Here is a 24,424-nt window from a genome sequence, read left to right as displayed (position 1 = left end):
TTTGCCAGCCATATTCTGTTGATTGTGAGGCATAGCTTAAAATACCGCCAGGAAAGGCTTGACCTTCCGCCAGGGGGAAGGTTTAGGCTGGCGGCATTGAGTTATGTCACTGAGAAAAGGGAGTCAGCGATGTTACGCCGTGATTTTATTAAATTAACCGCCGCACTGGGCGCTGCGAGCACATTGCCGTTATGGAGCCGGGCCGCCTGGGCGGCCGATCGGCCGGCCCTGCCGGTGCCGCCGTTGTTGACGCCGGACGCGCAGGGAAAAATTGCGCTGGCGCTGCAGGCGGGGGAAACCCGCTGGTTGCCCGGCGCCGCCACCAAAACCTGGGGATTCAACGGCGCGCTGCTCGGGCCGGCGGTGAAGCTGCAGCGTGGGCAGCCGGTGACGGTCGACATCAAAAACGGCCTGGCGGAGGCCAGCACCGTCCACTGGCACGGCCTGGAAATTCCCGGCGACGTCGATGGCGGCCCGCAGGCATTGATCCATCCCGGCGCGACGCGCACGGTGAATTTCACCGTCGATCAACCGGCGGCCACCTGCTGGTTCCACCCGCATACCCACGGTAAAACCGGCAGCCAGGTGATGATGGGGCTGGCGGGGCTGGTGCTGCTGGAAGATGAGGAGAGCGCCAAACTGCCGCTGCCGAAAACCTGGGGGCAGGATGATATTCCGGTGATCCTGCAAGATAAGCGGTTGGGCAAAGACGCACAAATCGAATACCGCCTGGACGTGATGAGCGCGGCGGTGGGCTGGTTTGGCGATCGCATGTTCACCAACGGCGCGCAGTATCCGCAACATTTGGCGCCGCGCGGCTGGCTGCGTCTGCGCTTCCTCAACGGCTGCAACGCCCGCTCGCTGAATCTGGCGGCCAGTGACAACCGTCCGCTGTATGTCATCGCCAGCGACGGCGGTTTCCTGGCGGAGCCGGTGAAACTGACCGAGCTGCCGATGCTGATGGGCGAACGTTTTGAAGTGCTGGTGGATGCCTCCGACGGGAAAGCGTTCGACATCGTGACGCTGCCGGTGAAGCAGATGGGTATGACGCTGGCGCCGTTCGATCAACCGCTGCCGGTGTTGCGCATTCAGCCGTCGCTGGCGCAGGGCATCAAAACCATGCCGGACAGCCTGGTGAAGCTGCCGACATTACCCGCTATCACCGGTATCCAGGAGCGTTGGCTGCAGCTGATGATGGATCCGCAGCTGGATATGCTCGGCATGCAGGCGCTGATGGATCGTTATGGTCACCAGGCGATGGCAGGCATGAGCATGAATCATGGCGCGATGGGCGGTGGAGACATGAAAGGCATGGACCACGGCAACATGAAAGGCATGGAAAAGGGCGGCATGCAGGGCATGGACCATGGCAACATGGGCAACATGAAGGGCATGGATCATGGCAAGATGGCCGGGATGGATCACGGCGGCGCGCAGGGTAAAGCCAAACCGTTCGACTTCAGCCACGGCAACATGATCAACGGCAAGGCCTTCGACATGACCAAGCCGATGTTCGCCGCCAAACGGGGCCAGTATGAGAAGTGGACCATTTCCGGCGAGGGCGACATGATGTTGCACCCGTTCCATATTCACGGCACCCAGTTCCGTATCCTGTCGGAAAATGGCAAACCGCCGGCGGCGCATCGCAGCGGCTGGAAGGACACGGTGCGCGTCGAAGGGTGGCGCAGCGAAGTGCTGGTGCGCTTCGACCATCCGGCCAGCAGCGAACATGCGTACATGGCCCACTGCCACCTGCTGGAGCACGAAGATACCGGCATGATGATGGGCTTCACCGTCGGCGAATGATCGCAGCCCGTCGCTCAGGTGGCGGCGCGCTCGCGTCGCCACCGGCGAAAGGCTATGCTAAACTCTGCGCCTTTCTTCCGGCAACTGACCTGAATACTATGAAACACACTGTAGACGTAATGATTTCCGAGCAGGAAGTTAAGACCCGTATCGCCGAACTTGGCCGCCAGATCACCGAACATTACCGCGACAGCGGCAGCGACATGGTGCTGGTCGGGCTGCTGCGCGGCTCCTTCATGTTCATGGCCGATCTCTGCCGCGCCATCGACGTGCCGCACGAAGTCGACTTTATGACCGCCTCCAGCTACGGCAGCGGCATGTCCACCACCCGCGACGTGAAGATTCTCAAGGATCTGGACGAAGACATTCGCGGCAAAGACGTGCTGATCGTGGAAGACATCATCGATTCCGGTAACACGCTGAACAAAGTGCGCGAGATTTTGGCGCTGCGCGGGCCGAAATCGCTGGCGATTTGCACCTTGCTGGACAAGCCTGAGCGCCGTGAAGTGCAGGTGCCGGTCGAATATGTCGGCTTCTCGATCCCGGATGAGTTCGTGGTGGGGTATGGCATCGACTACGCTCAGCGCTACCGTCACCTGCCGTACGTCGGCAAAGTGGTGCTGCTGGACGAGTAATTGATGTGGGGCGCGGCCAGCCGCGCCCGCGGCGGGGTTATATGCCTTTATCCTGCTTCAGTTTGGCTATCGCTTTGCGGTAGCCCATCTCCAGGCTCTCGCGGCTGGTCGCCAGCACTTCCATATCGCGCAGGCGGCCGTCCTGAATGCCGTACACCCAACCGTGGATCATCACCTTCTGGCCGCGCTTCCACGCGGACTGCATGATGGTGGAGTGGCCCAGGTTGTATACCTGCTCAATGACGTTGATCTCGCACAGCATGTCGAAACGCTGCTCCGGCGGCAGCTCGCCCAGCAGCGAGCTGTGCTTGTACCACAGATCGCGAATGTGCAGCAGCCAGTTGTCGATCAACCCCAGCTCCGGGTTTTCCACCGCCGCCTGCACGCCACCGCAGCCCAGATGGCCGCAAATGATGATGTGTTCGACTTCCAGCACATCTACCGCATACTGCACCACCGACAGGCAGTTAAGATCGGTGTGGATAACGAGGTTCGCCACGTTGCGATGGACGAACAGTTCACCCGGCTCGAGGCCGGTCAGGCGTTCTGCGGGAACGCGGCTGTCAGAGCAACCAATCCATAAGAAGCGGGGCTTTTGCGCCTGGGCTAAACGTTCAAAAAATTCCGGGTCTTCCTGGCTGATGTTGGCCGACCAGGCCTGGTTGTTGGCGATAAGCTCTTCGATTTCTTTCATGGAGGTGATTGACCCGTAACGGACAGATTGCGTTGGGGTAATATAGGGTAAGCGTCACACTTTGGAAATCGGAACAGTGGTGCAGCCTCATTTTCCGCACGGATTCGACTCAGTGAAAACGTCGCCGATGCTAGGATTATCGTTAGTGTTTCAAGCCTCGCAAACAGGGGCGCGGCGGCATACTCATCGTCATAAGGTACTATTTTACATATGAATTATGCACTGGAATTAGCGCAGCTGACCAAGACTTATGCCGGTGGCGTCAAGGCGCTGCGCGGTATCGACCTGAGCGTCGAAGCGGGGGATTTTTATGCCCTGCTGGGGCCAAACGGCGCCGGAAAATCCACCACCATCGGCATCATCAGCTCGCTGGTGAACAAAACGGCCGGCAGCGTGCGGGTGTTCGGTTACGACATCGATAAAGACATCGTCAACGCCAAGCGCCAGCTCGGCCTGGTGCCGCAAGAGTTCAACTTCAACCCGTTCGAGACCGTGTTGCAGATCGTGGTGAACCAGGCGGGTTACTACGGCGTCACGCGGCGTGAAGCGATGGCGCGCGCCGAAAAATACCTCAATCAGCTGGATCTGTGGGGCAAGCGCAACGAGCGCGCCCGCATGCTGTCCGGCGGCATGAAGCGCCGCCTGATGATCGCCCGCGCGTTGATGCATCAGCCGAAGCTGCTGATCCTCGATGAGCCGACCGCCGGGGTGGACATCGAGCTGCGTCGCTCGATGTGGGGCTTCCTGAAAGAGCTGAACGCCCAGGGCACCACCATTATCCTCACTACCCACTATCTGGAAGAGGCGGAGATGCTGTGCCGCAATATCGGCATCATCCAGAACGGGGAGCTGGTGGAAAACACCTCGATGAAGGGGCTGCTGGCCAAGCTGAAGTCGGAAACCTTCATCCTCGATTTGGCGGCGAAGAGCCCGTTGCCGAAGCTGGACGGTTACCACAGCCGCCTGACGGATACCTCGACGCTGGAAGTGGAAGTGATGCGCGAGCAGGGGCTGAACGGCCTGTTCACCCAACTGAGCGCGCAGGGCGTGCAGGTGCTGAGCATGCGCAACAAGGCGAACCGCCTGGAAGAACTGTTTGTCACCCTGGTTAACGGCAATGGAGAAAAAGCATGACGCGTTTGTATTGGGTAGCCTTGCAGAGCATCTGGGCCAAAGAGGTGAACCGGTTCGCGCGCATCTGGATCCAGACCCTGGTGCCGCCGGTGATCACCATGACGCTGTACTTCATCATCTTCGGCAATCTGATCGGCTCGCGCATCGGCGATATGCACGGCTTCAGCTACATGCAGTTCATCGTGCCTGGCCTTATCATGATGGCGGTGATCACCAACTCCTATGCCAACGTCGCCTCGTCGTTCTTCAGCGCCAAATTCCAGCGCAACATTGAGGAACTGCTGGTGGCGCCGGTGCCGACCCACGTGGTGATCGCCGGCTATGTCGGCGGCGGCGTGGCGCGCGGCATCTGCGTCGGCGTGCTGGTGACCATCATCTCGCTGTTCTTTGTGCCGCTGCAGGTGCACGCCTGGTGGGTGATTGCGCTGACGCTGCTGCTGACGGCGATCCTGTTCTCGCTGGCGGGGCTGATCAATGCGGTGTTCGCCACCACCTTCGACGATATCAGCCTGATCCCGACCTTCGTGCTGACGCCGCTGACCTACCTGGGCGGGGTGTTCTACTCGCTGTCGCTGCTGCCGCCATTCTGGCAGGCGGTGTCCAAGCTGAACCCCATCGTCTATATGATCAGCGGTTTCCGCTACGGTTTCCTCGGCATCAACGACGTGCCGCTGGCGTTCACCATGGCGGTGCTGCTGGCGTTTATCGCGGTGTTTTACCTGCTTTCCTGGTACCTGATCGAGCGCGGCCGCGGCCTGCGCAGCTGATGGTATCGCGCCCCCGCTTTTCCGGCGGGGGCGCTTTTCTTGATTTGGCGCAGGCGGCGCGTAAATCAATAGAATTGCTCAAATAACCGCTAGTTCCCCGTTGTTCAAATCGTGCTATGCTGGCGCTCCACATTTCCTTCACTTTAGTCATTACGCACTCGTAAGTAGAACATCATCATGCGGCCTCAATACACGTTAGCGGCTGGTTTCCTCGGCATTCTGATGTCGTTGGTTTCCCCTGTGAGCCTGGCGAATCTGCTGTCGGAAGACGGCGCGGTTAAATCTGAATACATGGAAGCGCAGCGCGATAGCGAAGTCTATGCGTTGGTGGGCGAGCATGTGATCCCGGTAGGAGAAGTGAAGCGCGGGCAGCTGATCCAGGTGTTCCCGGCGGATGCGGAATACTACGAATTCAAATTCGGGCACGGCACCGGCTTTATCGATAAAGATGACGTGCGCGAACTGAAGAAGTCGCGCAAGGTACAAGACGATCTGGGCGAGCTGAACAAACCGCTGACCAACCAGAATCTGATCACCCAAAAAACGATCGACGTTTATACCGCGGCGGACAAGGACAGCGAGGTCTTGGGCACGCTGGAAGGCAACCTGCGCTATCCGATCATCGGCAAGCTGAAGGATCGCCTGAACAACACCTGGTACGAGGTCAACATCGGCGAGCGGCTGGGGTTTGTCAATGAGCTGGACTGCGAGATCGATAGCGGCATACCGGTGCTGACCTATCATCACCTGCTGAAAAACGAAGAGAACAAGCGCTTCCGCCACACCTCGACCACCACCTCAGACGTGGCGTTCAGCAACCAGATGACCTACCTGAAGCAGGCGGGCTACGACACCATTTCGCTGTATCAGCTGGAAGCCTACCTGAAGAACCAGATCAACCTGCCGGGCAAGGCGATCGTGCTGACCTTCGACGACGGGCTGAAATCGGTTTATCGCTACGCTTACCCGGTGCTGAAGGATTACGGTTTCCGCGCCACGGCGTTCATCATCTCTTCGCGCATCAAACGCCACCCGCAGAAATGGAACCCGGATTCGCTGCAGTTTATGAGCGTCTCGGAGCTGAAGCAGATTCAGGACGTGTTCGACGTGCAGTCGCACACTCACTTCCTGCACCGCACCGACGGCAATCGCCAGCCGATTTTGCTGAGCCGTTCGCTGCACAATATCGAGTTCGATTTTGAGCGCTCGCGCCGCGCGCTGTCGCAGTTCAACCCGCACGTGCTGTATCTGTCCTACCCGTTCGGCGGCTATAACCAGCGGGCGATCCAGGCGGCGCAGGACGCCGGTTTCCATCTGGCGGTGACCACGGTGCAGGGCAAGGTGAAGCCGGGGGATAACCCCTATACGCTGAAGCGGCTGTATATTCTGCGCACCGACTCGATCCAGACCATGGCGGATCGGATAGCCAACAAGCCGGGCACGGTGGTGGTGCAGTAAGGAAGAACGGGCGCGCAAGGCGCCCGTTTTAGTGTCAGGCGACCTGAACCGGCACGGCTTTCGCCTTGCGCTGCAGGTTGTTGTCACCTTCGAAATAGGCGACTTTCGGGTGGTGTTGGCGGGCGTCGGCGTCGGTCATTTGCACATAGGAGCAGATGATCAGTTTGTCGCCCACGCAGGCGCAGCGCGCGGCGGCGCCGTTAACCGAAATGATGCGCGAACCGCGCTCGGCGGCGATGGCGTAGGTGGAGAAGCGCTGGCCGTTATCCACGTTGTAAATATCGATCGCTTCATATTCCAGAATGCCGGCGGCCTCCAGGAAATCCTGGTCGATGGCGCAGGACCCTTCATAGTGCAAGTCAGCCTGAGTGACTTTGACGCGATGCAGCTTGCCTTGCAGCATAGTACGTATCATAGCTTTACCTAACTGAATATCGGCCTTCACAGGCGCTGGGGTTGAACATCTCTCCTGCATCCCTGCAATCTCTATCGTCACCGATTGCTCCGCCATTGTCTACCAATGGTCAGCGGCCAAGGGTGACGACAGTATAAAAAACGGCTTACAGCGTCAGGTCGACCTGCTGGTTGTCGATAAGACGCGCCTTGCCCAGCCAGGCGGCCATCAGCACCACCGCCCGCTGGCTGTCCACCGTCAGCGGCTGCAGGCTGTCGGCGTCGCGAATAAACAGTTCATCCGGCGTAAAGCCGGCGGCGCGCAGCTGCTCGGCGGTCTGTTCCAGCAGCGTTTCGATATGGCGCTCGCCATTGGCCAACTGCTGCGCCAGCCCATTCATGATTTTGCTCAGCTGCGGCGCGACCTTGCGCTCTTCGGCGGTCAGGTAGCCGTTGCGCGAGCTGAGGGCCAGGCCGTCTTTGGCGCGCACGGTCGGCACACCGACGATGTCGATGTCGTAACCCATGTCCGCCACCATTTTGCGGATCAGCGCCAGCTGTTGGTAATCCTTCTCGCCGAAGCAGGCTAAATCAGGTTGCACCAGGTTAAACAGCTTGCTGACGATGGTGGAAACGCCGCGGAAGTGGCCCGGCCGGCTTGCGCCTTCCAGGATGCTGGAGATGCCCGGCACGTCGACGTAGGTCTGCTGCTCCAGCCCCTGCGGATAGACCGCGGCCGGGGCTGGCGCGAACACCAGATCGACGCCGCGGCGGGTCAGCTTCTCGCTGTCTTCCTGCAGCGTGCGCGGGTAGCGCGCCAGATCGTCCGGCCGATCGAACTGCATCGGGTTGACGAAGATGCTCACCACCACCACGTCGGCGCGGGCGCGCGCTTCATCGACCAGCGTCATATGGCCGTCGTGCAGGTTGCCCATGGTCGGCACCAGCGCGATGCGTTTGCCTTCCTGGCGCCAGCGACGGATCTGCTGACGAAGCATCGGCAGGGTTTCGATAATAATCATTGGGTGACTCCTGGAACCATCGCTTAGTTAAAAGAGTGTTCAGCCGCCGGGTAGAGGCCTTGTTCCACTTCCTGAATGTAGTGCTGCACCGCCGTGCGGATATCGCCGCTCTGCGCCAGGAAGTTCTTGGCGAACTTCGGCGTATGGCCGCCGGTGATGCCGAAGGCGTCGTGCATCACCAGGATCTGGCCGTCGGTGCCGTTGCCGGCGCCGATGCCGATGACCGGAATGGACAGCGCTTCGGTGATCTGGCGCGCCAGCTCGGTCGGCACACATTCCAACACCAGCAGCTGAATGCCGGCCAGCTCCAGGTTCTGCGCGTCCTGCAGCAGCTGTTTGGCGGCCAGTTCGTCGCGCCCTTGCACCTTATAGCCGCCGAACACGTTGACCGACTGCGGCGTCAGGCCCAGGTGGCCGCACACCGGCACCGCGCGCTCGGCAAGCATTTTCACCGTGTCGCACAGCCAGCTGCCGCCTTCCAGTTTCACCATGTTGGCGCCAGCGCGCATCAGCTCGGCAGCGTTGGCGAAGGTCTGTTCCGGGGTGGCGTAACTCATGAACGGCAGATCGGCCAGCAGCAGGCAGGCCGGCGCGCCGCGGCGCACGGCGCGCGTGTGGTAGGCTACGTCGGCGACGGTGACCGGCAGCGTGGAGTCGTGGCCCTGCAGCGTCATGCCCAGCGAATCGCCCACCAACAGGACTTTGATGCCTTGCTCTTCAAACAGTTTGGCAAAGCTGGCATCGTAGGCGGTAAGGGTAGCAAACTTGCGTTGCTCCTGTTTCCACTGGCGCAAGTGGGTCACGGTGGTGGGTTTCATCACAACGTCTCCTGAAACGGGCCGTGCGGCTTGCGCAGGCCCAGGCTGCAAAAAAGTGCAGCCATTCTACTGTAACCCGATCGGGGTGGGTAGCGCGGATCGCCATGCTTAAGCGGTTCTTAAGAACCTTGTGGTGCAATGGCGCAATGACTGAAAAGGGATACTCATGCGAATTCTGCTGATCGAAGATGACAAACTGATCGGGGACGGCATCAAGGCCGGGCTGACCAAACTCGGCTTCAATCTGGACTGGTTCACCGACGGCGCCGTTGGCAAAAATGCGCTGGACAGCGCGCCGTACGACGCGGTGATCCTCGATCTCAGCCTGCCGGGCCTCGATGGCCTGGATCTGCTGCGCCAGTGGCGCCAGGCCGGGCAGGACGTGCCGGTGCTGATCCTCACTGCCCGCGATGCACTGGAGCAGCGGGTCAGCGGGTTGCAAAGCGGCGCCGACGATTATCTGTGCAAGCCGTTCGCGCTGGCCGAAGTGGCGGCGCGCCTGCAGGCGCTGATCCGCCGTCGCCACGGCCAACTGATGCCGCAGCTGACGCACGGCAACGTGGTGTTTGACAGCGCCACCCGCAGCGTGAGCTGCAACGGCGAGCCGGTGACGCTGACGCCGCGCGAGTTGGCGGTGCTGGAGCTGTTTCTGCACAACAAGGGGCGGGTGCTGGCGCGGCCGTTGATTCAGGAGAAGCTGTACAACTGGGACGACGAGGTGAGCAGCAACGCGGTGGAGGTGCATATTCACCACCTGCGGCGCAAGCTGGGCAACGGCTTCATCCGCACCATTCACGGCGTGGGTTACACGCTGGGGGATGCGCCGTGAAGCGTCTCAGCCTGCGGCTGCGTCTGATCCTGATCTTCAGCCTGTTGGCGCTGATGACCTGGTGCACCGCCAGCGTGGTGGCCTGGGTGATGTCGCGCAACACCATCAATGAAGTGTTCGATACCCAGCAGATGCTGTTCGCCAAACGGCTGGCGACCGCCAACCTCGGCGATCTGCTGGCCGATGAAAGCGCGCGCAGCCTGCCGAAAACCAAGAAGCTGGTGCATCACGGCAAGCGTGGCGATCAGGACGACGACGCGCTGGCGTTCGCCATCTTCGATCGCCAAGGCAAGATGCTGCTCAACGACGGCGAGAACGGCGCCGATTTCCTGTTTGACGGGGAGCGTGAAGGTTTTACCGACGGCGAGCGCAAAGGTGATGACGACAGCTGGCGCCTGCTGTGGCTGACCAGCCCGGATGGGCGCTATCGCATCGTGGTCGGCCAGGAGTGGGATTACCGGCGCGATATGGCGCTGGGCATGGTGACTGGCCAACTGGTGCCCTGGCTGGCGACGCTGCCGGTGCTGATGCTGCTGATCGCGCTGATGGTCGGGCGCGAGCTGCGGCCGCTGCGCGCGGTGGCGGCCGGTTTGCGCCGGCGCGCGCCCGATGACGCGACGCCGTTGGACGCGCGCCAGGTGCCGACCGAGGTGCGTCCGCTGGTGGATGCGCTCAATGCGCTGTTCGCTCGCATCAACGCGTTGCTGGTGCGGGAGCGGCGTTTCACCTCCGATGCCGCGCACGAGTTGCGCAGCCCGCTGGCGGCGCTGCGGGTGCAGACCGAAGTGGTTCAACTGGCAGGGGACGATGCGCCGATGCGCGAGCACGCGCTGGACAATCTTACGGTCGGCATCGATCGCGCCACCCGGCTGGTGGATCAGCTGCTGACGCTGTCGCGGCTGGATTCGCTGTCGGATCTGGCCGAACTGGCGCCGATCGACTGGAACGAACTGGTGACGATGACCCTGGCGGAGCAGGATCGGCAGGCCCATGCGGCGGGCGTGACGCTGCGCTATGAACATCAGGGAACGCCGCCGCCGCGTCAGGGGGAAACCTTGCTGCTGTCGCTGCTATTGCGCAACTTGCTGGATAACGCGGTGCGCTATACCCCGCAGGGCGGCGTCGTCACCGTGACGCTGAGCGAACGCTCGCTGACGGTGGAGGACGACGGTCCGGGGGTCACCACGGAACATCTGGCACGGCTCGGAGAACGCTTCTATCGCCCGCCGGGGCAGGAGCAAACCGGCAGCGGGCTGGGCCTCTCGATCGTGCAGCGTATCGCCGGATTGCATGGTTTACAGATCGGCTTTGCCAATCGCCCGCCGGGCGGGTTCGTTGCGCGGCTGACGCTGTAAGACGGACTCCACAGAACCCGTATCGCGAATGGCAAACGGTGGTTGAATTGTTTATTGTGCGAGGGTTCTGTTTCAGAAAGGTTTTACATGTTCAAGGGAAATCATGAACCAGCCATCGCCAAATCGCCCGTTAAAATGGTGGGCCAAGGGTAAAACGCCCGACTACCGCTTTTCTTTAGCCAATGAGCGCACTTTTCTGGCTTGGATCCGCACTGCATTGGCGTTTATGGCGGGAGCGGTCGGCATCAATCAGTTTGCCTCCGAATTTGGCACGGCAGCCATCCGTCAGGGGCTGGCGGTGGCTTTGACGCTGGGGGCTGTAGTGCTGGGGCTGATGGCCTATCGTCGCTGGAAGGCCAATGAGAAAGCCATGCGGCATGACGGCGATATGCCTTATACCCGCCTGCTGTGGCTATTGACCCTGTTCGTGGTCGTCATCGCTCTGGCGCTGGTGGCGGTCATTCTGAGTTTTGGCGTGTGATGCACCCAACGGTGGAAGCGCCGCCGCGCGATCCTGGTTTGCAACCTGAACGTACTCGTCTGGCCTGGGGGCGTACCGCGTTGACGATGGCGGTGGTCGGGCTGCTGTCGCTGCGTGCCGGCATGGTGTCGGGCAGTTTGCTGTTGGCAGCGAGCGGCTTTTTGATGTTGGCGTTTGCGTTGGTGATGTTTGTCTGGTCACGCGGGAGAGAGGCTACGGGGCCGGAAGCGCAGGAACGAAGGCTGCGGTGGGTGAGGCGGATATTCGGCTGTATGATGGTGGTGATGCTGCTGGCCGCCGTGGCGCAACTCAAGCTTTATCTGCTCTAGACCCCGCGATCACTTTTTACTTTGATGCCACAGCGCCATGCCGTTTTCCGGCACGCGCTTGAGGCAGCTGGCGAGCGGCTCGCCATCGGGGAAAATCAGATCGGGAGCGATTTCCGCCAGCGGGTAGAGCATGAATTCGCGCTCTTTCAGGCCGTAATGCGGCACCGTCAGGCGCTCGGTATGGATCACCTTGTCGCCGTACAGCATGATGTCCAGATCGAGCGTGCGCGGCCCCCAGCGTTCATCCTTGCGCACGCGCCCCTGATTACGTTCTATCGCCTGGGTATGGTCGAGCAGCTGTTCGGGCGGCAACAGGGTATCCAGCGCCACTACCGCGTTGAGAAAGTCCGGCTGGTTTTGCGGCCCCAGCGGCTTGGTGCGGTAAAACGAAGAACAGGTGACCAGCCGGGAGCGCGGGAGATGCTCCAGCGCCTCCAGTGCGGCTTTAACCTGTTGCAGCGGCTGCGCCAGGTTGCTGCCCAGCGCGATATAAACGCGGATCATTATGCCCCTTCTTTACGCGGTGCCCGGCGGCGAGGGCGGCGTTGACGCGCGCGGCGCGGCGCCGGATCGTCCCCCAGGGTGCTCAGCATGGCTTTCTGCCGCGCCGGCGTGGCGTCCTGGAACTCGCCCCACCACTCGGCCAGACGCAGCATCTCCTGATTGTCTTCCACTTCTGCACGCAGCGCCAGCAGATCATAGGCGGCGCGGAATTTCGGGTGTTCCATCAGCTTGTGCGCGCGTTTGCCCTGGCGGCGGGACAGGCGCAGCTGCAGTTGCCAGATATCGCGTACCAGCGTGGTAATGCGTTTCGGGATGGCCAGCGAGCGGCACTGCTCGTCGAGTACGTCGTTCATCGCCAGCGCGAAGGCGTCGTAGTAGGCCAGGCCGCTTTCCTGCGCCAGCTTCTGCGCGTGCTCCAGCAGCGGGTACCACAGCATGGCGGCAAACAGGAACGCCGGGTTGACGCGCATGTCGTTCTGCAGGCGGTGATCGGTGTTCTTCAACACCTGCACCAGAATGCGCTCCATCGGCGTATCGTGGTTCGGCGTGAAGTTGCGGGCGATCAGCGGGAACAGTGGTTGGAACAGCTGGTATTCGCACAGCTTCAGGTAGGTCTGGAAACCGTAACCGGCCTGCAGCAGCTTGAGGGATTCTTCGAACAGGCGCGCCGGCGGTATCTCATGCAGCAGCGAGGCCAGGCGCGGGATCGGCTCGGCGGTCTCTTCGCTGATGCGCATATCCAGCTTGGCGGCGAAGCGCACCGCGCGCAGCATGCGCACCGGATCTTCGCGGTAGCGGGTTTCCGGATCGCCGATCAGGCGAATCACGCCCTGTTTCAGATCGTTCAGGCCGCCGACGTAATCGCGCAGGGTGAAATCCGCCACGCCGTAGTACAGGCTGTTGATGGTGAAGTCACGGCGCTGGGCGTCTTCCTCGATCGAACCGAAGATGTTGTCGCGCAGCAGCATGCCGTTTTGCGCCTGCTGAGACGAGTTCTTGTCGGATTCCGGGTTCTGTTCGTGGTGGCCGCGGAAAGTGGCCACTTCGATGATTTCCGGCCCGAACATCACGTGCGCCAGGCGGAAGCGCCGGCCGACCAGGCGGCAGTTGCGGAACAGCTTGCGCACTTGCTCCGGCGTGGCGTTGGTGGTGATGTCAAAGTCTTTCGGCTTTTTGCCGAGCAACAGATCGCGCACGCCGCCGCCGACCAGATAGGCTTCGTAGCCGGACTTGTTCAGGCGGTAAAGCACTTTCAGCGCATTTTCGCTAATGTCTTTGCGGGAAATCGAGTGCTGTTCGCGCGGGATCACGGTCATCGAGTCGTTGCTCTCGGCGAGGGGGAAAGGCGGACGCTTGCGCGGCGTTGAGCGGCGGGCAGGGGCGTTGTTGCCGTTGTCGGCGGCGCGCGGCTGCGGCGCAGGGCGGCTTGGCGCCGCGGCACGCTCTTCGCGGACTACGTTTTTATCGCCGGCCGCCGCGTCGTCGCGGGGCAGCTTGTCATCGCGGGTCAGTACCTTACGACAGAAGTTGGCTACTCGGGTAAAAATGGTACACCTCGATAGTGACTGATAAAAATGGAGCTAACAAAAAATAGCGGCTAATCATAGCTCACCATGGCTCCTTTGAGAATGCCGGCGTGTTTTCATCCAGAGGGATAGCCTCCTGACGCGGCACGTTTTCCAACCGCCAATGTGCGACCGCCCAGCTCAATAATAATGGCAGGTCAAGATCTTGCCAGCTTTCCGGCAGCGGTTGGCGCAGAAATTTCAGCACGGCGATCAGCACCGGGCGCGGATCGCCGGCGGGCAACGCCGGCGCATGGTTTTGCTTCGACAGCTTGATGCCGTTGGCGCCCAGCGCCAGCGGCAGATGCACATAGGCGGGCACCGGCGCCTGCAGCTGGCGGTAGAGGGCAATTTGACGCACCGTCGGTTCGATCAGGTCGGCGCCGCGCACAATCTCGGTCACGCCCTGAAAATGGTCGTCGATCACCACCGCCAGGTTGTAGGCGAACAGCCCGTCGCGGCGGCGAATGATAAAGTCTTCCCCCGCCAGCGCCGGATCGGCGTGCAACTCTCCCTGCAGGCGATCGTGGAACCCGTAAACGGGCGCGGTCTGGCGCAAGCGGATGGCGGCGCCCTGCGGGCCGAGCTGCAAGTCGCGGCAGTGGCCGTCGTACAATCCGCCGATCTGCTGGATGCGGCTGCGGGTGCAGGTGCAGTAATAGCTGAGCCCCTGACGCTGCAACAGATCCAGCGCGGCGCGATAGGCGTCGTGACGTTGGGATTGATAGATGACCTGGCCGTCCCAGTGGAGACCATAATGTTCCAGCGCGGACAGGATGCGAGCGGCGGCGCCGGGGACTTCGCGCGGCGGGTCGATATCTTCGATGCGAACCAGCCACTGCCCGCGTTGGGCGCGAGCCTGAAGGTAGCTTCCCAGAGCGGCAATCAGCGAACCGAAATGCAGATCCCCGGAAGGCGATGGGGCAAAGCGCCCCACATAATGACTTTCTTGCATATCAGAGGGGAGTGGTTCCCTTTTCTCTGTGCGGCGCACGCGGGTGCGCACGCCGCAGCGGTAACAACGGTATTAGCCGGCCATCTGCTTTTCGCGGATCTCAGCCAGCGTCTTGCAGTCGATGCACAGATCGGCGGTCGGACGCGCTTCGAGGCGACGAATGCCGATCTCCACGCCGCAAGATTCGCAGTAGCCGAAATCATCGTCTTCCACTTTCTTCAGCGTTTTCTCGATCTTTTTGATCAGTTTGCGTTCACGGTCACGGTTACGCAGTTCAAGGCTGAACTCTTCTTCCTGAGTAGCACGGTCTGCCGGATCAGGGAAGTTGGCTGCCTCTTCTTGCATATGCGATACAGTACGGTCCACTTCGTCCCTGAGCTGGTTGCGCCACGCTTCAAGAATGCGCTTGAAATGCGACAACTGGGCGTCGTTCATGTACTCTTCGCCCGGCTTCTCTTGGTACGGCTCCACCCCAGCGATGGCGAGAATGCTCAAGGACGAGGTTTTACGGTTTTGCCCTTCTTGCATGTTGCTTCTCCTACATACACACGCACTATCGAATCCCCAATGCGGGGGAAAAACAGGCCGCTATAAATAACAGAAGGAAGGTAGGTTGGCAATTATTCCTGTCGCCCGCTTGACAATCGTGTGAAGGAGGGCGTATTTGGCGATCGTGCTGGCCGGTTGTCTATTTATAGGGACCCGACCGCGCTAATCGATAAAAAACGGCAGCTTATCGCAGAGATAAATACCGTCAGGTGATAACTTTGCCCCGTAGCAAACCACTTCCACTCCCAACTGCCGGACCTGTGCCAACAGCGCCGCATAGCGCTCATCTATATGATGTGCCGGTGCGACCTGCTCAATACCGCTGTGTAACACGGCAAAGAACAACACCGCCCGTTGCCCGCTTTCAACCACGCTGAGCAACTCACGCAGGTGCTTTTGCCCTCTGAGCGTTACCGCATCAGGAAAGTAACCACGTTGTTGTTGCAGTAATGTGACTGACTTAACTTCAATATAGCAGTTAACCCGATTTTCTGCCTGTAATAACAAATCGATACGGCTGTTTTCACCGCCGTATTTCACTTCGCCGCTGATTTTACTGTAACCGGATAATTCATTGATTAAATTGTGTTCGATCGCCTCGCGCACCAGCGCGTTGGCACGCAGGGTGTTGACGCAGATCCAGTGCCCCTGTTGGGTATGGGTCAGTTCCCAGCTGTGGGCGTATTTGCGCTTGGGGTTATCCGAGGTGGAGTACCAAACGGTGTCGCCGGGCGTGGCGCAGCCGGTCATGGCGCCGGTATTGGCGCAGTGCAGCGTAAAGGTTTCCCCTTCCGGGGTGATCACGTCCGCCAGAAAGCGTTTGTAACGTTTTATCAGCGTGGCGGAACGCAGCGGTGGAGAGAAAATCATGCGGATGCCTGCGTGGCCAGCGGCCACTGTTCGAGGTGTTGGTAACGGGTGCGCCCGTTTTCGAACACCGACTCATACAAGGAAAAGGCGTCGGCGCTGAACGCCCAGCCCGGCGTCGCCGGCGGGATCGCCACCGGCTGGGTGGCGGCGCGCAGCAGCGTGATGTGCGGATGGAACGGCAACGCGCTTTGATGGCAGCCGCTGCGGGCGGCCTGCGAACGCAGCAGTTCGGCCAGCTGCAATAGCCCGCGCGGCGCGCGGCGGGTGCCGAGCCAGACCACGCCGGGGCGCGGCCAATGGCCGAGATCGTCGAGCCGCATGCTGAAGCCGGGTTGCACGATGCGGCCGGCCAGTTTGCGCAGCGCCAGCTCTTTCTGCGCGGTGACTTCGCCGAGAAACGCCAGCGTCAGGTGCAAATTAGCCGCCGCCACCGGCCGGCCGGCCTCCGGCGCAAACGCCTCGGCGCGCCAGCGGATCACCTGCTGTTGCAGGGCATCAGGCAAGGACAGGGCGAAAAACAGGCGGCGCGAATTGGACATGGGGGCTCGGTAAATAATGACAAATCCGTCAGGAACAGATTTGAATGCGGCTTGCAGCGGCCTCGCGCGAAGCGGGACGCCTGGACGAGCTCCGTACTATAGCTAACGACGCCGCAGTTTGAAAGGCTACGGGGGCAAAGCTAATGCTACACTGTACGCCGTTTAACGTTAACCACCACGGAGAGTTCAGTGTCTTCATTGCCCGTCAGCGCGGTGCTTGATGAGTTGCTGGCTGCGTTGCAGTCCGCTCCTCAGGTACTGTTGCACGCCCCGACCGGCGCCGGTAAATCCACCTGGTTGCCGCTGCAGATCCTGGCTAAGGCCGGGTTGCCGGGGCGCATTATCATGCTGGAGCCGCGGCGGCTGGCGGCGAAAAACGTCGCTTATCGCCTGGCGCAGCAACTGGGGGAGGAGCCCGGCCAGACCGTGGGCTACCGCATGCGCGCCGAGAGTAAAAGCGGGCCGCAGACCCGGCTGGAAGTGGTGACGGAAGGCATTCTCACCCGCATGCTGCAGCAGGACGCCGAACTGCAGGGCGTGTCGCTGGTGATCCTCGATGAGTTCCACGAACGCAGCCTGCAGGCCGATTTGGCGCTGGCGCTGCTGCTCGACGTGCAGCAAGGGCTGCGCGACGATCTGAAACTGCTGATCATGTCGGCCACCCTGGACAACGCGCGCCTGTCGCAGCTGCTGCCGGCAGCGCCGGTGGTGGTGTCCGAGGGGCGCAGCTTCCCGGTTGAACGTTTATATCAGCCGTTGGCCAGCCATCAGCGGCTGGAAGATGGCGTAGCGGCGGCGGTGAAGCGGTTGCTGGCCGAACAGCCGGGGTCTTTGCTGCTGTTCCTGCCGGGCGTGGCGGAGATCAATCGGGTGCTGGAGCGATTGACCGGCGAGGTGGCGAGCGATACCGATCTTTGCCCGCTGTATGGCGCGCTGCCTCTGGCGCAGCAGCAAAAAGCGATTCAGCCGGCGGCGGTTGGCCGCCGCAAGGTGGTGCTGGCGACCAACATCGCTGAAACCAGCCTGACGATCGAGGGCATTCGGCTGGTGGTGGACAGCGGCCTGGAACGCGTGGCGCGTTACGACGTACGCAACGGTTTGACGCGGCTGGCGACGCAGCGCATCAGTCAGGCCTCGATGGTGCAGCGCGCCGGGCGCGCCGGGCGTCTTGAGCCGGGCATTTGCTGGCATCTGTTCGCCAAAGAACAGGCGGAGCGCGCGGCGGAACACGCCGAACCGGACATTTTACAGAGCGATCTCACCGGCTTTTGGCTCGAGTTGCTGCAGTGGGGTTGCCACGACCCGGCGCAGCTGACCTGGCTGGATGCGCCTCCTGCCGCCGCATTGGCGGCGGCCAGGGCGCTGTTGCACCGGCTGGGGGCCACGGATGACGGTGGCAAACTTACCGCACCGGGGCGCCAGATGGCCGCGCTGGGATGCGAGCCGCGGCTGGCGACGATGCTGACCGCCGGCGCGGCGCTGAGTGCCGACGGCCTGGCGACGGCGGCGTTGCTGGCGGCATTGCTGGAAGAACCGCCGCGCGGCGGGCAGATGGATATCGGCTACTGGCTGAGCCGCCCGCAACCGAACTGGCGGCAGCGTGCCGCGCAGTTGGCCAAACGCCTGCCGCAACGTGCAGGGCAAGTCGACGTCGATCTGGCGCCGCGCCTGTTGGCACCGGCGTTTACCGATCGCATCGCCCAGCGGCGAGGCCAGGACGGCCGCTACCTGCTGGCCAACGGCATGGGGGCGGCGATGAATCAGGATGAGGCGCTGTCGCGCGCGCCCTGGCTCATCGTCCCCAGCCTGTTGCAGGGCCACAACAGCCCCGATGCGCGCATCCTGTTGGCGCTGCCGGTGGACATCGACGCGCTGGCGGCGCAGCTGCCGGCGATCGTCACGCAGCGCACGGCGGTGGAGTGGGATGACGAGAAGGGCACGCTGCGCGCCTGGAAGCGCCAGCAGATCGGCCGTTTGACGCTGCGCGCCCAGCCGCTGGCCAAACCGGCGGACGAAGAGCTGCAGCAGGCGCTGCTCGATTGGGTGCGTGCGCAGGGGCTGGCGGTGCTCAACTGGGAGGGCGCCGCCGAACAATTGCGGGTGCGCCTGCAGTGCGCGCAAGCCTGGTTGCCGGAGGCGGAATGGCCGGCGATGGATGAAGAGCCGCTGCTGGCGGCGCTGGAGCAGTGGCTGTTGCCGTCGCTGAACGGCGTGCGCGATCTGCGCGGCTTGAAGCAGGTCAACATCGCCGAGGCGCTGTCCCGCCTGCTGGACTGGCAGCAAAAGCAGCGGCTGGATAATGCGCTACCCACTCATTACACTGTGCCGACCGGCAGTCGCCTGCCGATCCGTTATGAGGCCGGCAAACCGCCGGCGCTGGCGGTGCGTTTGCAGGAGGTGTTCGGCGAGCAGCGCAGCCCGATGTTGGCGGAGGGTCGCATCCCGGTGGTGCTTGAGTTACTCTCACCGGCGCACCGGCCGTTGCAAATCACCGGCGATCTGGCGGCCTTCTGGCAAGGCGCCTACCGCGAGGTGCAAAAAGAGATGAAGGGCCGCTACCCGAAACACGTTTGGCCGGACGATCCGGCCACGGCGGTACCGACGCGCCGAACGAAGAAATATCAGTAGGCCGCGATCATTCAAGGTTTGGAATTCAGATGTTTCTTCTGGTCAGCGCTGCGGCGTAGGCACAGATTAAGCGACTAATCATGGCCGGCAGTGTCGGCAAGCTCGGAGAACAACAGCCATGGCTGGGGATGACCGCGAGCCCATCGGGCGCAAAGGAAAACAACCAAAAAACACCGCGTCGCGCAAGCCGCCGCGCCGTCGCCGAGACGACGATTATGACGATTACGAAGAAGACGAGTATGACGATGATGAGTATGAAGAGGAGGAGGAACGCATGCCGCGTAAGGTAAAAGCGACTCCGCCGCGTAAAAAACGCCGCTGGCTCGGCCTGATTATCAAACTGATCCTGGTGATCGCCGTCCTGTTGGCGATCTACGGCGTCTATCTGGATTCCCAGATCCGCAGCCGCATCGACGGCAAAGTCTGGCAGCTGCCGGCGGCAGTGTACGGCCGCATGGTCAACCTGGAACCGGGCATGCCGTACAGCAAGAAGGAAATGGTCAACCTGCTGGAAGGCATGCAGTATCGCCAGGTCAGCCGCATGACGCGTCCGGGCGAGTTTACCGTGCAGGCCAACAGCATCGAGATGCTGCGCCGCCCGTTCGATTTCCCGGATGGTAAAGAAGGGCAGATCCGCGCCCGTCTCGATTTCCAGAACAACCGTCTGGCTAAGATCGAAAACCTGGACAGCGGCCGCAGCTTCGGCTTCTTCCGCCTCGATCCGCGCCTGATCACCATGCTGCAGTCGCCAAACGGTGAACAGCGTCTGTTCGTGCCGCGCGCCGGTTTCCCGGATCTGTTGGTGGATACGCTGATCGCCACGGAAGACCGCCACTTCTATGAGCATGACGGCATCAGCCCGTATTCCATCGGCCGTGCGGTGCTGGCCAACCTGACCGCCGGCCGTGCGGTGCAGGGTGGCAGTACCCTGACGCAGCAGCTGGTGAAGAACCTGTTCCTGACCAACGAACGCTCGCTGTGGCGTAAGGCCAACGAAGCCTATATGGCGCTGCTGGTCGATTACCGTTACAGCAAGGACCGCATTTTGGAGCTGTATCTGAACGAGGTGTACCTCGGCCAGAGCGGCAGCGACCAGATCCGCGGTTTCCCGTTGGCCAGCCTGTACTACTTCGGCCGGCCGGTGGACGAGCTGAGCCTCGATCAGCAGGCGCTGCTGGTCGGCATGGTCAAGGGCGCGTCGCTGTATAACCCGTGGCGTAACCCGAAACTGGCGCTGGAGCGCCGCAATCTGGTGCTCAAGCTGCTGAAAAACCAGGGCGTAATCGACGGCGAGCTGTACGACATGCTGAGCGCGCGTCCGCTGGGCGTGCAGCCGAAAGGCGGCGTCATTACGCCACAGCCGGCCTTTATGCAGATGGTGCGTCAGGAGCTGCAGACCAGGCTGGGCGATAAGGTGAATGATCTGTCCGGCGTGAAGATTTTCACCACGCTGGATCCGGTGTCGCAAGACGCGGCGGAAAAAGCGGTCGAAGACGGCATCCCGGCGCTGCGCGCTGCGCGTCACGTGCAGGATCTGGAAGCGGCGATGGTGATCGTCGATCGCTTCAGCGGTGAAGTGCGCGCCATGGTCGGCGGCGCCAATCCGCAGTTCGCCGGTTTCAACCGCGCCATGCAGGCGCGCCGCCTGGTCGGCTCGCTGGCCAAGCCGCCGACGTACCTGACCGCGCTGTCCGAACCGGATAAATACCGCCTCAACACCTGGCTGGCGGATGCGCCGCTGTCGCTGAAACAGCCGAACGGCGCCGTCTGGCAGCCGAACAACTATGATCGCAAATTCCGCGGTCAGGTGATGCTGGTGGATGCGTTGGCCAACTCGCTGAACGTGCCGACGGTGAACCTTGGCCTGTCGGTGGGGCTGGATCAGATCAGCGCCACGCTGCAACGTCTGGGCATCCCGAAAGCGGAGATCAACCCGGTGCCTTCGATGCTGCTGGGCGCGATCGGCCTGACGCCGATGGAAGTCGCGCAGGAGTACCAGACCATCGCCAGCGGCGGTAACCGTGCGCCGCTGTCGGCGGTGCGTTCGGTGATCGCCGAAGACGGCACGGTGCTGTACCAGAGCTTCCCGCAGGCCGAACGCATGGTGCCGGCGCAGGCCGCTTACCTGACGCTGTACGCGATGCAGCAAGGCGTGGCGCGCGGGACTTCTCGCTCGCTGTCGGTGAAGTTCCCGAACTACAACCTGGCGGCGAAAACCGGTACCACCAACGATCTGCGCGACAGCTGGTTCGCCGGCATCGACGGCAAGGAAGTGGCGATCGCCTGGGTGGGGCGCGACAACAACGGCCCGGCCAAGCTGACCGGCGCCAACGGCGCGTTGACCCTGTATCGTCGTTATCTGGAAAACCAGACGCCGCTGCCGCTGATGCTGCAGCCGCCGGAAGGCATTAACCAGATGAGCATCGACTCTGCCGGCAACTTTATCTGCGGCGGCGGCAGCTGGCGCACCATCCCGGTCTGGACTGACAATCCGCAGGGATTGTGCCAGGCCAGCCAGACGGCGGAGCAGCAACAGCAGCAACCGGCGGCGGGTGAGCAAAAAGATGGCGATGGCGTCGCCGGCTGGATCAAGGATATGTTCGGCCAGTAATCGCTACCGGGGCGTCGGCCCCGGTGAAAATTTTTTCTTTGTTATTAAGCCCGTAACCTTGGTTGCGGGTTTTTTTATTTTTTCGCTCGTTTTATTTCCCTGCTAACCGCATGGCTAAGCGCCTAATCCTTAACCTATTTGCCCCATGAATTCGGCTTGCAGTTTAATTTGGCTTCTGCATAAAATGCGACGCTTATAATAATTATTATCGTTTACATTCTTCATTTAATAATTCATCAGAGAAATCAACTATGTCGACCAAGCGTCTTTCGTCATCCGCGGCCAAGCAGGGCCGTACCCCCGTCAGCGCGTTAGCGATCACCGTCGCTGCGGCGTTGGGCACGCTGGCGATGCCGGCTTTTTCCGCCGACGCCAAGCCGGCCACCAAGGAAGACACGATTACCGTTGTGGGCGGCAGCAATACCGCCCAGCAGGAAAGCGCCTGGGGGCCGGTCGGCACCTATGTCGCCAAACGCAGCGCCACCGGCACCAAAACCGATACGCCAATCGAGAAGAACCCGCAGTCCGTTTCCGTAGTGACGCGTGAAGAGATGGACATGCGCCAGCCGGATACGGTGAAGGGCGCACTGGCCTATACGCCAGGTGTGATGATTGGAAATCGCGGTGCCTCCACCGCCTATGATGCAGTGAACATCCGTGGTTTCAGCTCGGTAGGTACCAATATGTATCTGGATGGCCTGAAACTGCAGGACGATAACTATTCGATTTATCAGATAGACCCTTACTTCCTTGAGCGAGCGGAAGTACTGCGCGGACCGTCTTCGGTATTGTACGGCAAAAGCAACCCTGGTGGGGTGGTCGCGCTGGTCAGTAAGCGGCCGACAACAGAGACGCTGCGCGAAGTTCAATTCAAAATGGGGACAGATAATCTGTTCCAGACCGGTTTTGACTTCAGTGACGCTTTGGATGATGCGGGGGTTTACTCATATCGTCTGACGGGGGTTGCGCGCGATGAAGATCAGCAGCAGGTTGGCGAGAAAAGTAAACGTTATGCTATTGCTCCTTCCTTCAGTTGGCGACCTGATGATCGCACTTCTTTGACTTTCCTCAGCAGCTTCCAGGATGATCCTAGCGTTGGCTTCTATGGCTGGTTGCCGAAAGAAGGTACGGTGCAAAATGGTATCAACGGTAAGTTACCGACCAGTTTCAACGATGGTGAGCCTGGCTATAACAACATTTCCCGCAAGCAGCAAATGGTCGGATATGCCTTTGAGCATAGTTTTGATGATGTTTGGACCGTGCGCCAAAACCTGCGTTATTCGAAAATGGATGTGGACTACCGTTCTATTTACGGCCTAGGCATTGATCCAGATAATTCAGCTGAGCTGAAGCGTGGCGTGATGAATTCCAAAGAGCATATGTCCAGCTTTGCGGTCGACACACAGGCACAGGCTAAATTTGCGACCGGGCAAGTTGACCATATCTTGTTGATGGGTGTGGATTATATGCGTATGCGCAATGATGTTGTGTATCAATATGGCAGTGCATCCAATCTGAATGTCATCGCTCCACAGTACGGCAATCGGAGCTATACCATTACCGGTGGTGCCAGTCAGGTTAACCGTCAGGAGCAGACCGGCCTGTATGTGCAAGATCAGGCTGAATGGAACAACTGGGTTCTGACGATGGGGGGGCGCTATGATTGGAGCGATACCAATAGCACCAATCGCCTGAACCAGAATTCCGTCTCTAAGCAGCAGGATAACCAGTTTACCGGCCGTGCTGGCTTGAACTATGTTTTCGAAAACGGCATCGCGCCTTATGTCAGCTACAGCGAATCGTTTGAGCCAACCTCAGGCACTGATTTCTCAGGCAATACATTTGCTGCCTCTAAAGGCAAGCAGTATGAGGCTGGGGTTAAATACGCACCTAAGGATCGTCCGATCACCGCCAGTGTGGCGTTTTACCAGTTGACTAAAACCAACAATAAAGTGGCTGACTTAGAACATCCGTTCTTTAGCGTCCAGGGTGGGGAGGTCCGTTCTCGTGGGATTGAGTTGGAGGCGAAAGCGGCCTTGTCGGCTAACCTCAATCTGTTGGGCTCTTACACCTACACGGATGCTGAATATACTAAAGATACTTCGCTACAGGGGAATACACCTTCCGCTATCCCTAAACACATGGCTTCTCTGTGGGCTGATTACACCTTCCATGAAACTGCGATTAGCGGTTTGACCTTGGGTTCAGGCGTTCGCTATGTTGGCTCCAGCTATGGTGACGAGGCCAATACGTTTAAAGTGAAGGATTACACGGTGTTTGATGCCGCGATAAAATATGATCTGGCGCGTTTCAATTTGCCGGGTTCTTCGATTGGCATCAATGTGAACAACCTGTTTGATAAGGAATATGTCTCCAGCTGCTTTGCTACTTATGGCTGCTACTGGGGCGCAGAACGCCAGGTGGTCGCCACCGCAACCTTCCGTTTCTAACCGGATAGCCGGGGCGGCGCCGCGTCGCCCCG

The 24,424-nt window shown here is 60.8% G+C and carries 22 protein-coding genes; 12 read left to right on the top strand and 10 right to left on the bottom strand.

Annotated features, from left to right (window positions below; genetic code table 11):
- Nucleotides 1-129 precede the first annotated feature (129 nt).
- The gene (gene cueO / locus SSARUM_RS20000; RefSeq protein ID WP_041036649.1) at nt 130-1,806 is read left to right on the top strand and encodes a multicopper oxidase CueO; all 1,677 of its coding nucleotides are present in this window, start codon (nt 130-132) and stop codon (nt 1,804-1,806) included.
- A 98-nt stretch (nt 1,807-1,904) separates the two neighbouring features.
- Nucleotides 1,905-2,441: a hypoxanthine phosphoribosyltransferase gene (gene hpt, locus SSARUM_RS19995; protein ID WP_048234659.1), complete on the top strand. Its 537-nt coding sequence runs from the start codon at nt 1,905-1,907 to the stop codon at nt 2,439-2,441.
- A 37-nt stretch (nt 2,442-2,478) separates the two neighbouring features.
- Here the strand turns inward: hpt and can are convergent, their stop codons facing one another.
- Entirely contained in the window at nt 2,479-3,135 is a 657-nt protein-coding gene (gene can / locus SSARUM_RS19990; RefSeq protein ID WP_033635923.1) for a carbonate dehydratase, read from the bottom strand.
- A 210-nt stretch (nt 3,136-3,345) separates the two neighbouring features.
- Here can and SSARUM_RS19985 point away from each other — a divergent pair, with 210 nt between their 5' ends.
- From SSARUM_RS19985 to SSARUM_RS19975, 3 genes are all read left to right on the top strand, one after another.
- Nucleotides 3,346-4,269 carry an ABC transporter ATP-binding protein gene (locus SSARUM_RS19985; RefSeq protein ID WP_033635922.1) on the top strand — a complete coding sequence of 308 codons (924 nt, stop codon included), beginning with the start codon at nt 3,346-3,348 and terminating at the stop codon, nt 4,267-4,269.
- On the top strand, nt 4,266-5,036 hold the full coding sequence (locus SSARUM_RS19980; RefSeq protein ID WP_033635921.1) for an ABC transporter permease: 771 nt from the start codon (nt 4,266-4,268) through the stop codon (nt 5,034-5,036). Before SSARUM_RS19985 ends, SSARUM_RS19980 begins: the two co-directional genes overlap by 4 nt.
- A 177-nt stretch (nt 5,037-5,213) precedes the next feature.
- Nucleotides 5,214-6,494, top strand: coding sequence for a polysaccharide deacetylase family protein (locus SSARUM_RS19975; RefSeq protein WP_033635920.1), 1,281 nt, complete (start codon nt 5,214-5,216; stop codon nt 6,492-6,494).
- 34 nt (nt 6,495-6,528) lie between these two features.
- On the opposite strand, the gene panD is transcribed toward SSARUM_RS19975, so the two are convergent.
- From panD to panB, 3 genes are all read right to left on the bottom strand, one after another.
- Complete coding sequence (gene panD, locus SSARUM_RS19970; RefSeq protein ID WP_004937544.1) at nt 6,529-6,909, bottom strand: aspartate 1-decarboxylase; 381 nt, start codon at nt 6,907-6,909, stop codon at nt 6,529-6,531.
- 145 nt (nt 6,910-7,054) lie between these two features.
- Complete coding sequence (panC, locus tag SSARUM_RS19965; RefSeq protein ID WP_033649603.1) at nt 7,055-7,909, bottom strand: pantoate--beta-alanine ligase; 855 nt, start codon at nt 7,907-7,909, stop codon at nt 7,055-7,057.
- Nucleotides 7,910-7,932: 23 nt separating this feature from the next.
- On the bottom strand, nt 7,933-8,727 hold the full coding sequence (panB, locus tag SSARUM_RS19960; RefSeq protein WP_004937548.1) for a 3-methyl-2-oxobutanoate hydroxymethyltransferase: 795 nt from the start codon (nt 8,725-8,727) through the stop codon (nt 7,933-7,935).
- 166 nt (nt 8,728-8,893) lie between these two features.
- Here panB and qseB point away from each other — a divergent pair, with 166 nt between their 5' ends.
- From qseB to SSARUM_RS19940, 4 genes are all read left to right on the top strand, one after another.
- Entirely contained in the window at nt 8,894-9,556 is a 663-nt protein-coding gene (gene qseB, locus SSARUM_RS19955; protein WP_004937550.1) for a quorum sensing response regulator transcription factor QseB, read from the top strand.
- Nucleotides 9,553-10,911, top strand: a complete 1,359-nt coding sequence (qseC, locus tag SSARUM_RS19950) for a quorum sensing histidine kinase QseC (protein WP_033649605.1) — start codon at nt 9,553-9,555, stop codon at nt 10,909-10,911. Before qseB ends, qseC begins: the two co-directional genes overlap by 4 nt.
- 103 nt (nt 10,912-11,014) lie before the next feature.
- Complete coding sequence (locus tag SSARUM_RS19945; RefSeq protein ID WP_033649606.1) at nt 11,015-11,392, top strand: YidH family protein; 378 nt, start codon at nt 11,015-11,017, stop codon at nt 11,390-11,392.
- Nucleotides 11,392-11,721, top strand: coding sequence for a DUF202 domain-containing protein (locus tag SSARUM_RS19940; protein WP_050438979.1), 330 nt, complete (start codon nt 11,392-11,394; stop codon nt 11,719-11,721). The genes SSARUM_RS19945 and SSARUM_RS19940 overlap by 1 nt, the downstream gene beginning before the upstream one ends.
- Nucleotides 11,722-11,730: 9 nt before the next feature.
- Here SSARUM_RS19940 and folK read toward each other — a convergent pair whose 3' ends face one another.
- The 6 genes from folK to thpR form a co-directional block, all read right to left on the bottom strand.
- Nucleotides 11,731-12,225, bottom strand: a complete 495-nt coding sequence (gene folK / locus SSARUM_RS19935) for a 2-amino-4-hydroxy-6-hydroxymethyldihydropteridine diphosphokinase (RefSeq protein WP_060430999.1) — start codon at nt 12,223-12,225, stop codon at nt 11,731-11,733.
- Nucleotides 12,225-13,772 carry a polynucleotide adenylyltransferase PcnB gene (pcnB, locus tag SSARUM_RS19930; RefSeq protein WP_071883846.1) on the bottom strand — a complete coding sequence of 516 codons (1,548 nt, stop codon included), beginning with the start codon at nt 13,770-13,772 and terminating at the stop codon, nt 12,225-12,227. Before pcnB ends, folK begins: the two co-directional genes overlap by 1 nt.
- A gap of 61 nt (nt 13,773-13,833) precedes the next feature.
- The gene (gene gluQRS, locus SSARUM_RS19925) at nt 13,834-14,745 is read right to left on the bottom strand and encodes a tRNA glutamyl-Q(34) synthetase GluQRS (protein WP_039567236.1); all 912 of its coding nucleotides are present in this window, start codon (nt 14,743-14,745) and stop codon (nt 13,834-13,836) included.
- Nucleotides 14,746-14,817: 72 nt separating this feature from the next.
- On the bottom strand, nt 14,818-15,273 hold the full coding sequence (gene dksA / locus SSARUM_RS19920; protein ID WP_004937569.1) for an RNA polymerase-binding protein DksA: 456 nt from the start codon (nt 15,271-15,273) through the stop codon (nt 14,818-14,820).
- A 183-nt stretch (nt 15,274-15,456) separates the two neighbouring features.
- Nucleotides 15,457-16,164 (bottom strand): DNA/RNA nuclease SfsA, encoded by a 708-nt coding sequence (sfsA, locus tag SSARUM_RS19915; protein WP_004937572.1) that lies wholly within the window; start codon nt 16,162-16,164, stop codon nt 15,457-15,459.
- Nucleotides 16,161-16,703: an RNA 2',3'-cyclic phosphodiesterase gene (gene thpR / locus SSARUM_RS19910; RefSeq protein WP_033649609.1), complete on the bottom strand. Its 543-nt coding sequence runs from the start codon at nt 16,701-16,703 to the stop codon at nt 16,161-16,163. The genes sfsA and thpR overlap by 4 nt, the downstream gene beginning before the upstream one ends.
- A 189-nt stretch (nt 16,704-16,892) precedes the next feature.
- On the opposite strand from thpR, the gene hrpB reads away from it, so the two are divergent.
- The 3 genes from hrpB to fhuA all read left to right on the top strand — a co-directional run bounded on the left by hrpB (nt 16,893) and on the right by fhuA (nt 24,392).
- Nucleotides 16,893-19,331 carry an ATP-dependent helicase HrpB gene (gene hrpB, locus SSARUM_RS19905; RefSeq protein WP_170310569.1) on the top strand — a complete coding sequence of 813 codons (2,439 nt, stop codon included), beginning with the start codon at nt 16,893-16,895 and terminating at the stop codon, nt 19,329-19,331.
- Nucleotides 19,332-19,449: 118 nt separating this feature from the next.
- A complete protein-coding gene (gene mrcB, locus SSARUM_RS19900; protein WP_140926574.1) occupies nt 19,450-21,942 on the top strand; it encodes a bifunctional glycosyl transferase/transpeptidase in 2,493 nt (830 codons plus the stop codon).
- A gap of 251 nt (nt 21,943-22,193) precedes the next feature.
- Complete coding sequence (gene fhuA / locus SSARUM_RS19895; RefSeq protein ID WP_033649612.1) at nt 22,194-24,392, top strand: ferrichrome porin FhuA; 2,199 nt, start codon at nt 22,194-22,196, stop codon at nt 24,390-24,392.
- The last annotated feature ends 32 nt before the right edge of the window (nt 24,393-24,424 follow it).

Origin of the sequence: Serratia sarumanii (assembly GCF_029962605.1) — a bacterium.
Lineage (GTDB): Bacteria > Pseudomonadota > Gammaproteobacteria > Enterobacterales > Enterobacteriaceae > Serratia > Serratia sarumanii.
This window is presented reverse-complemented; position numbering and strand designations above follow the sequence as displayed.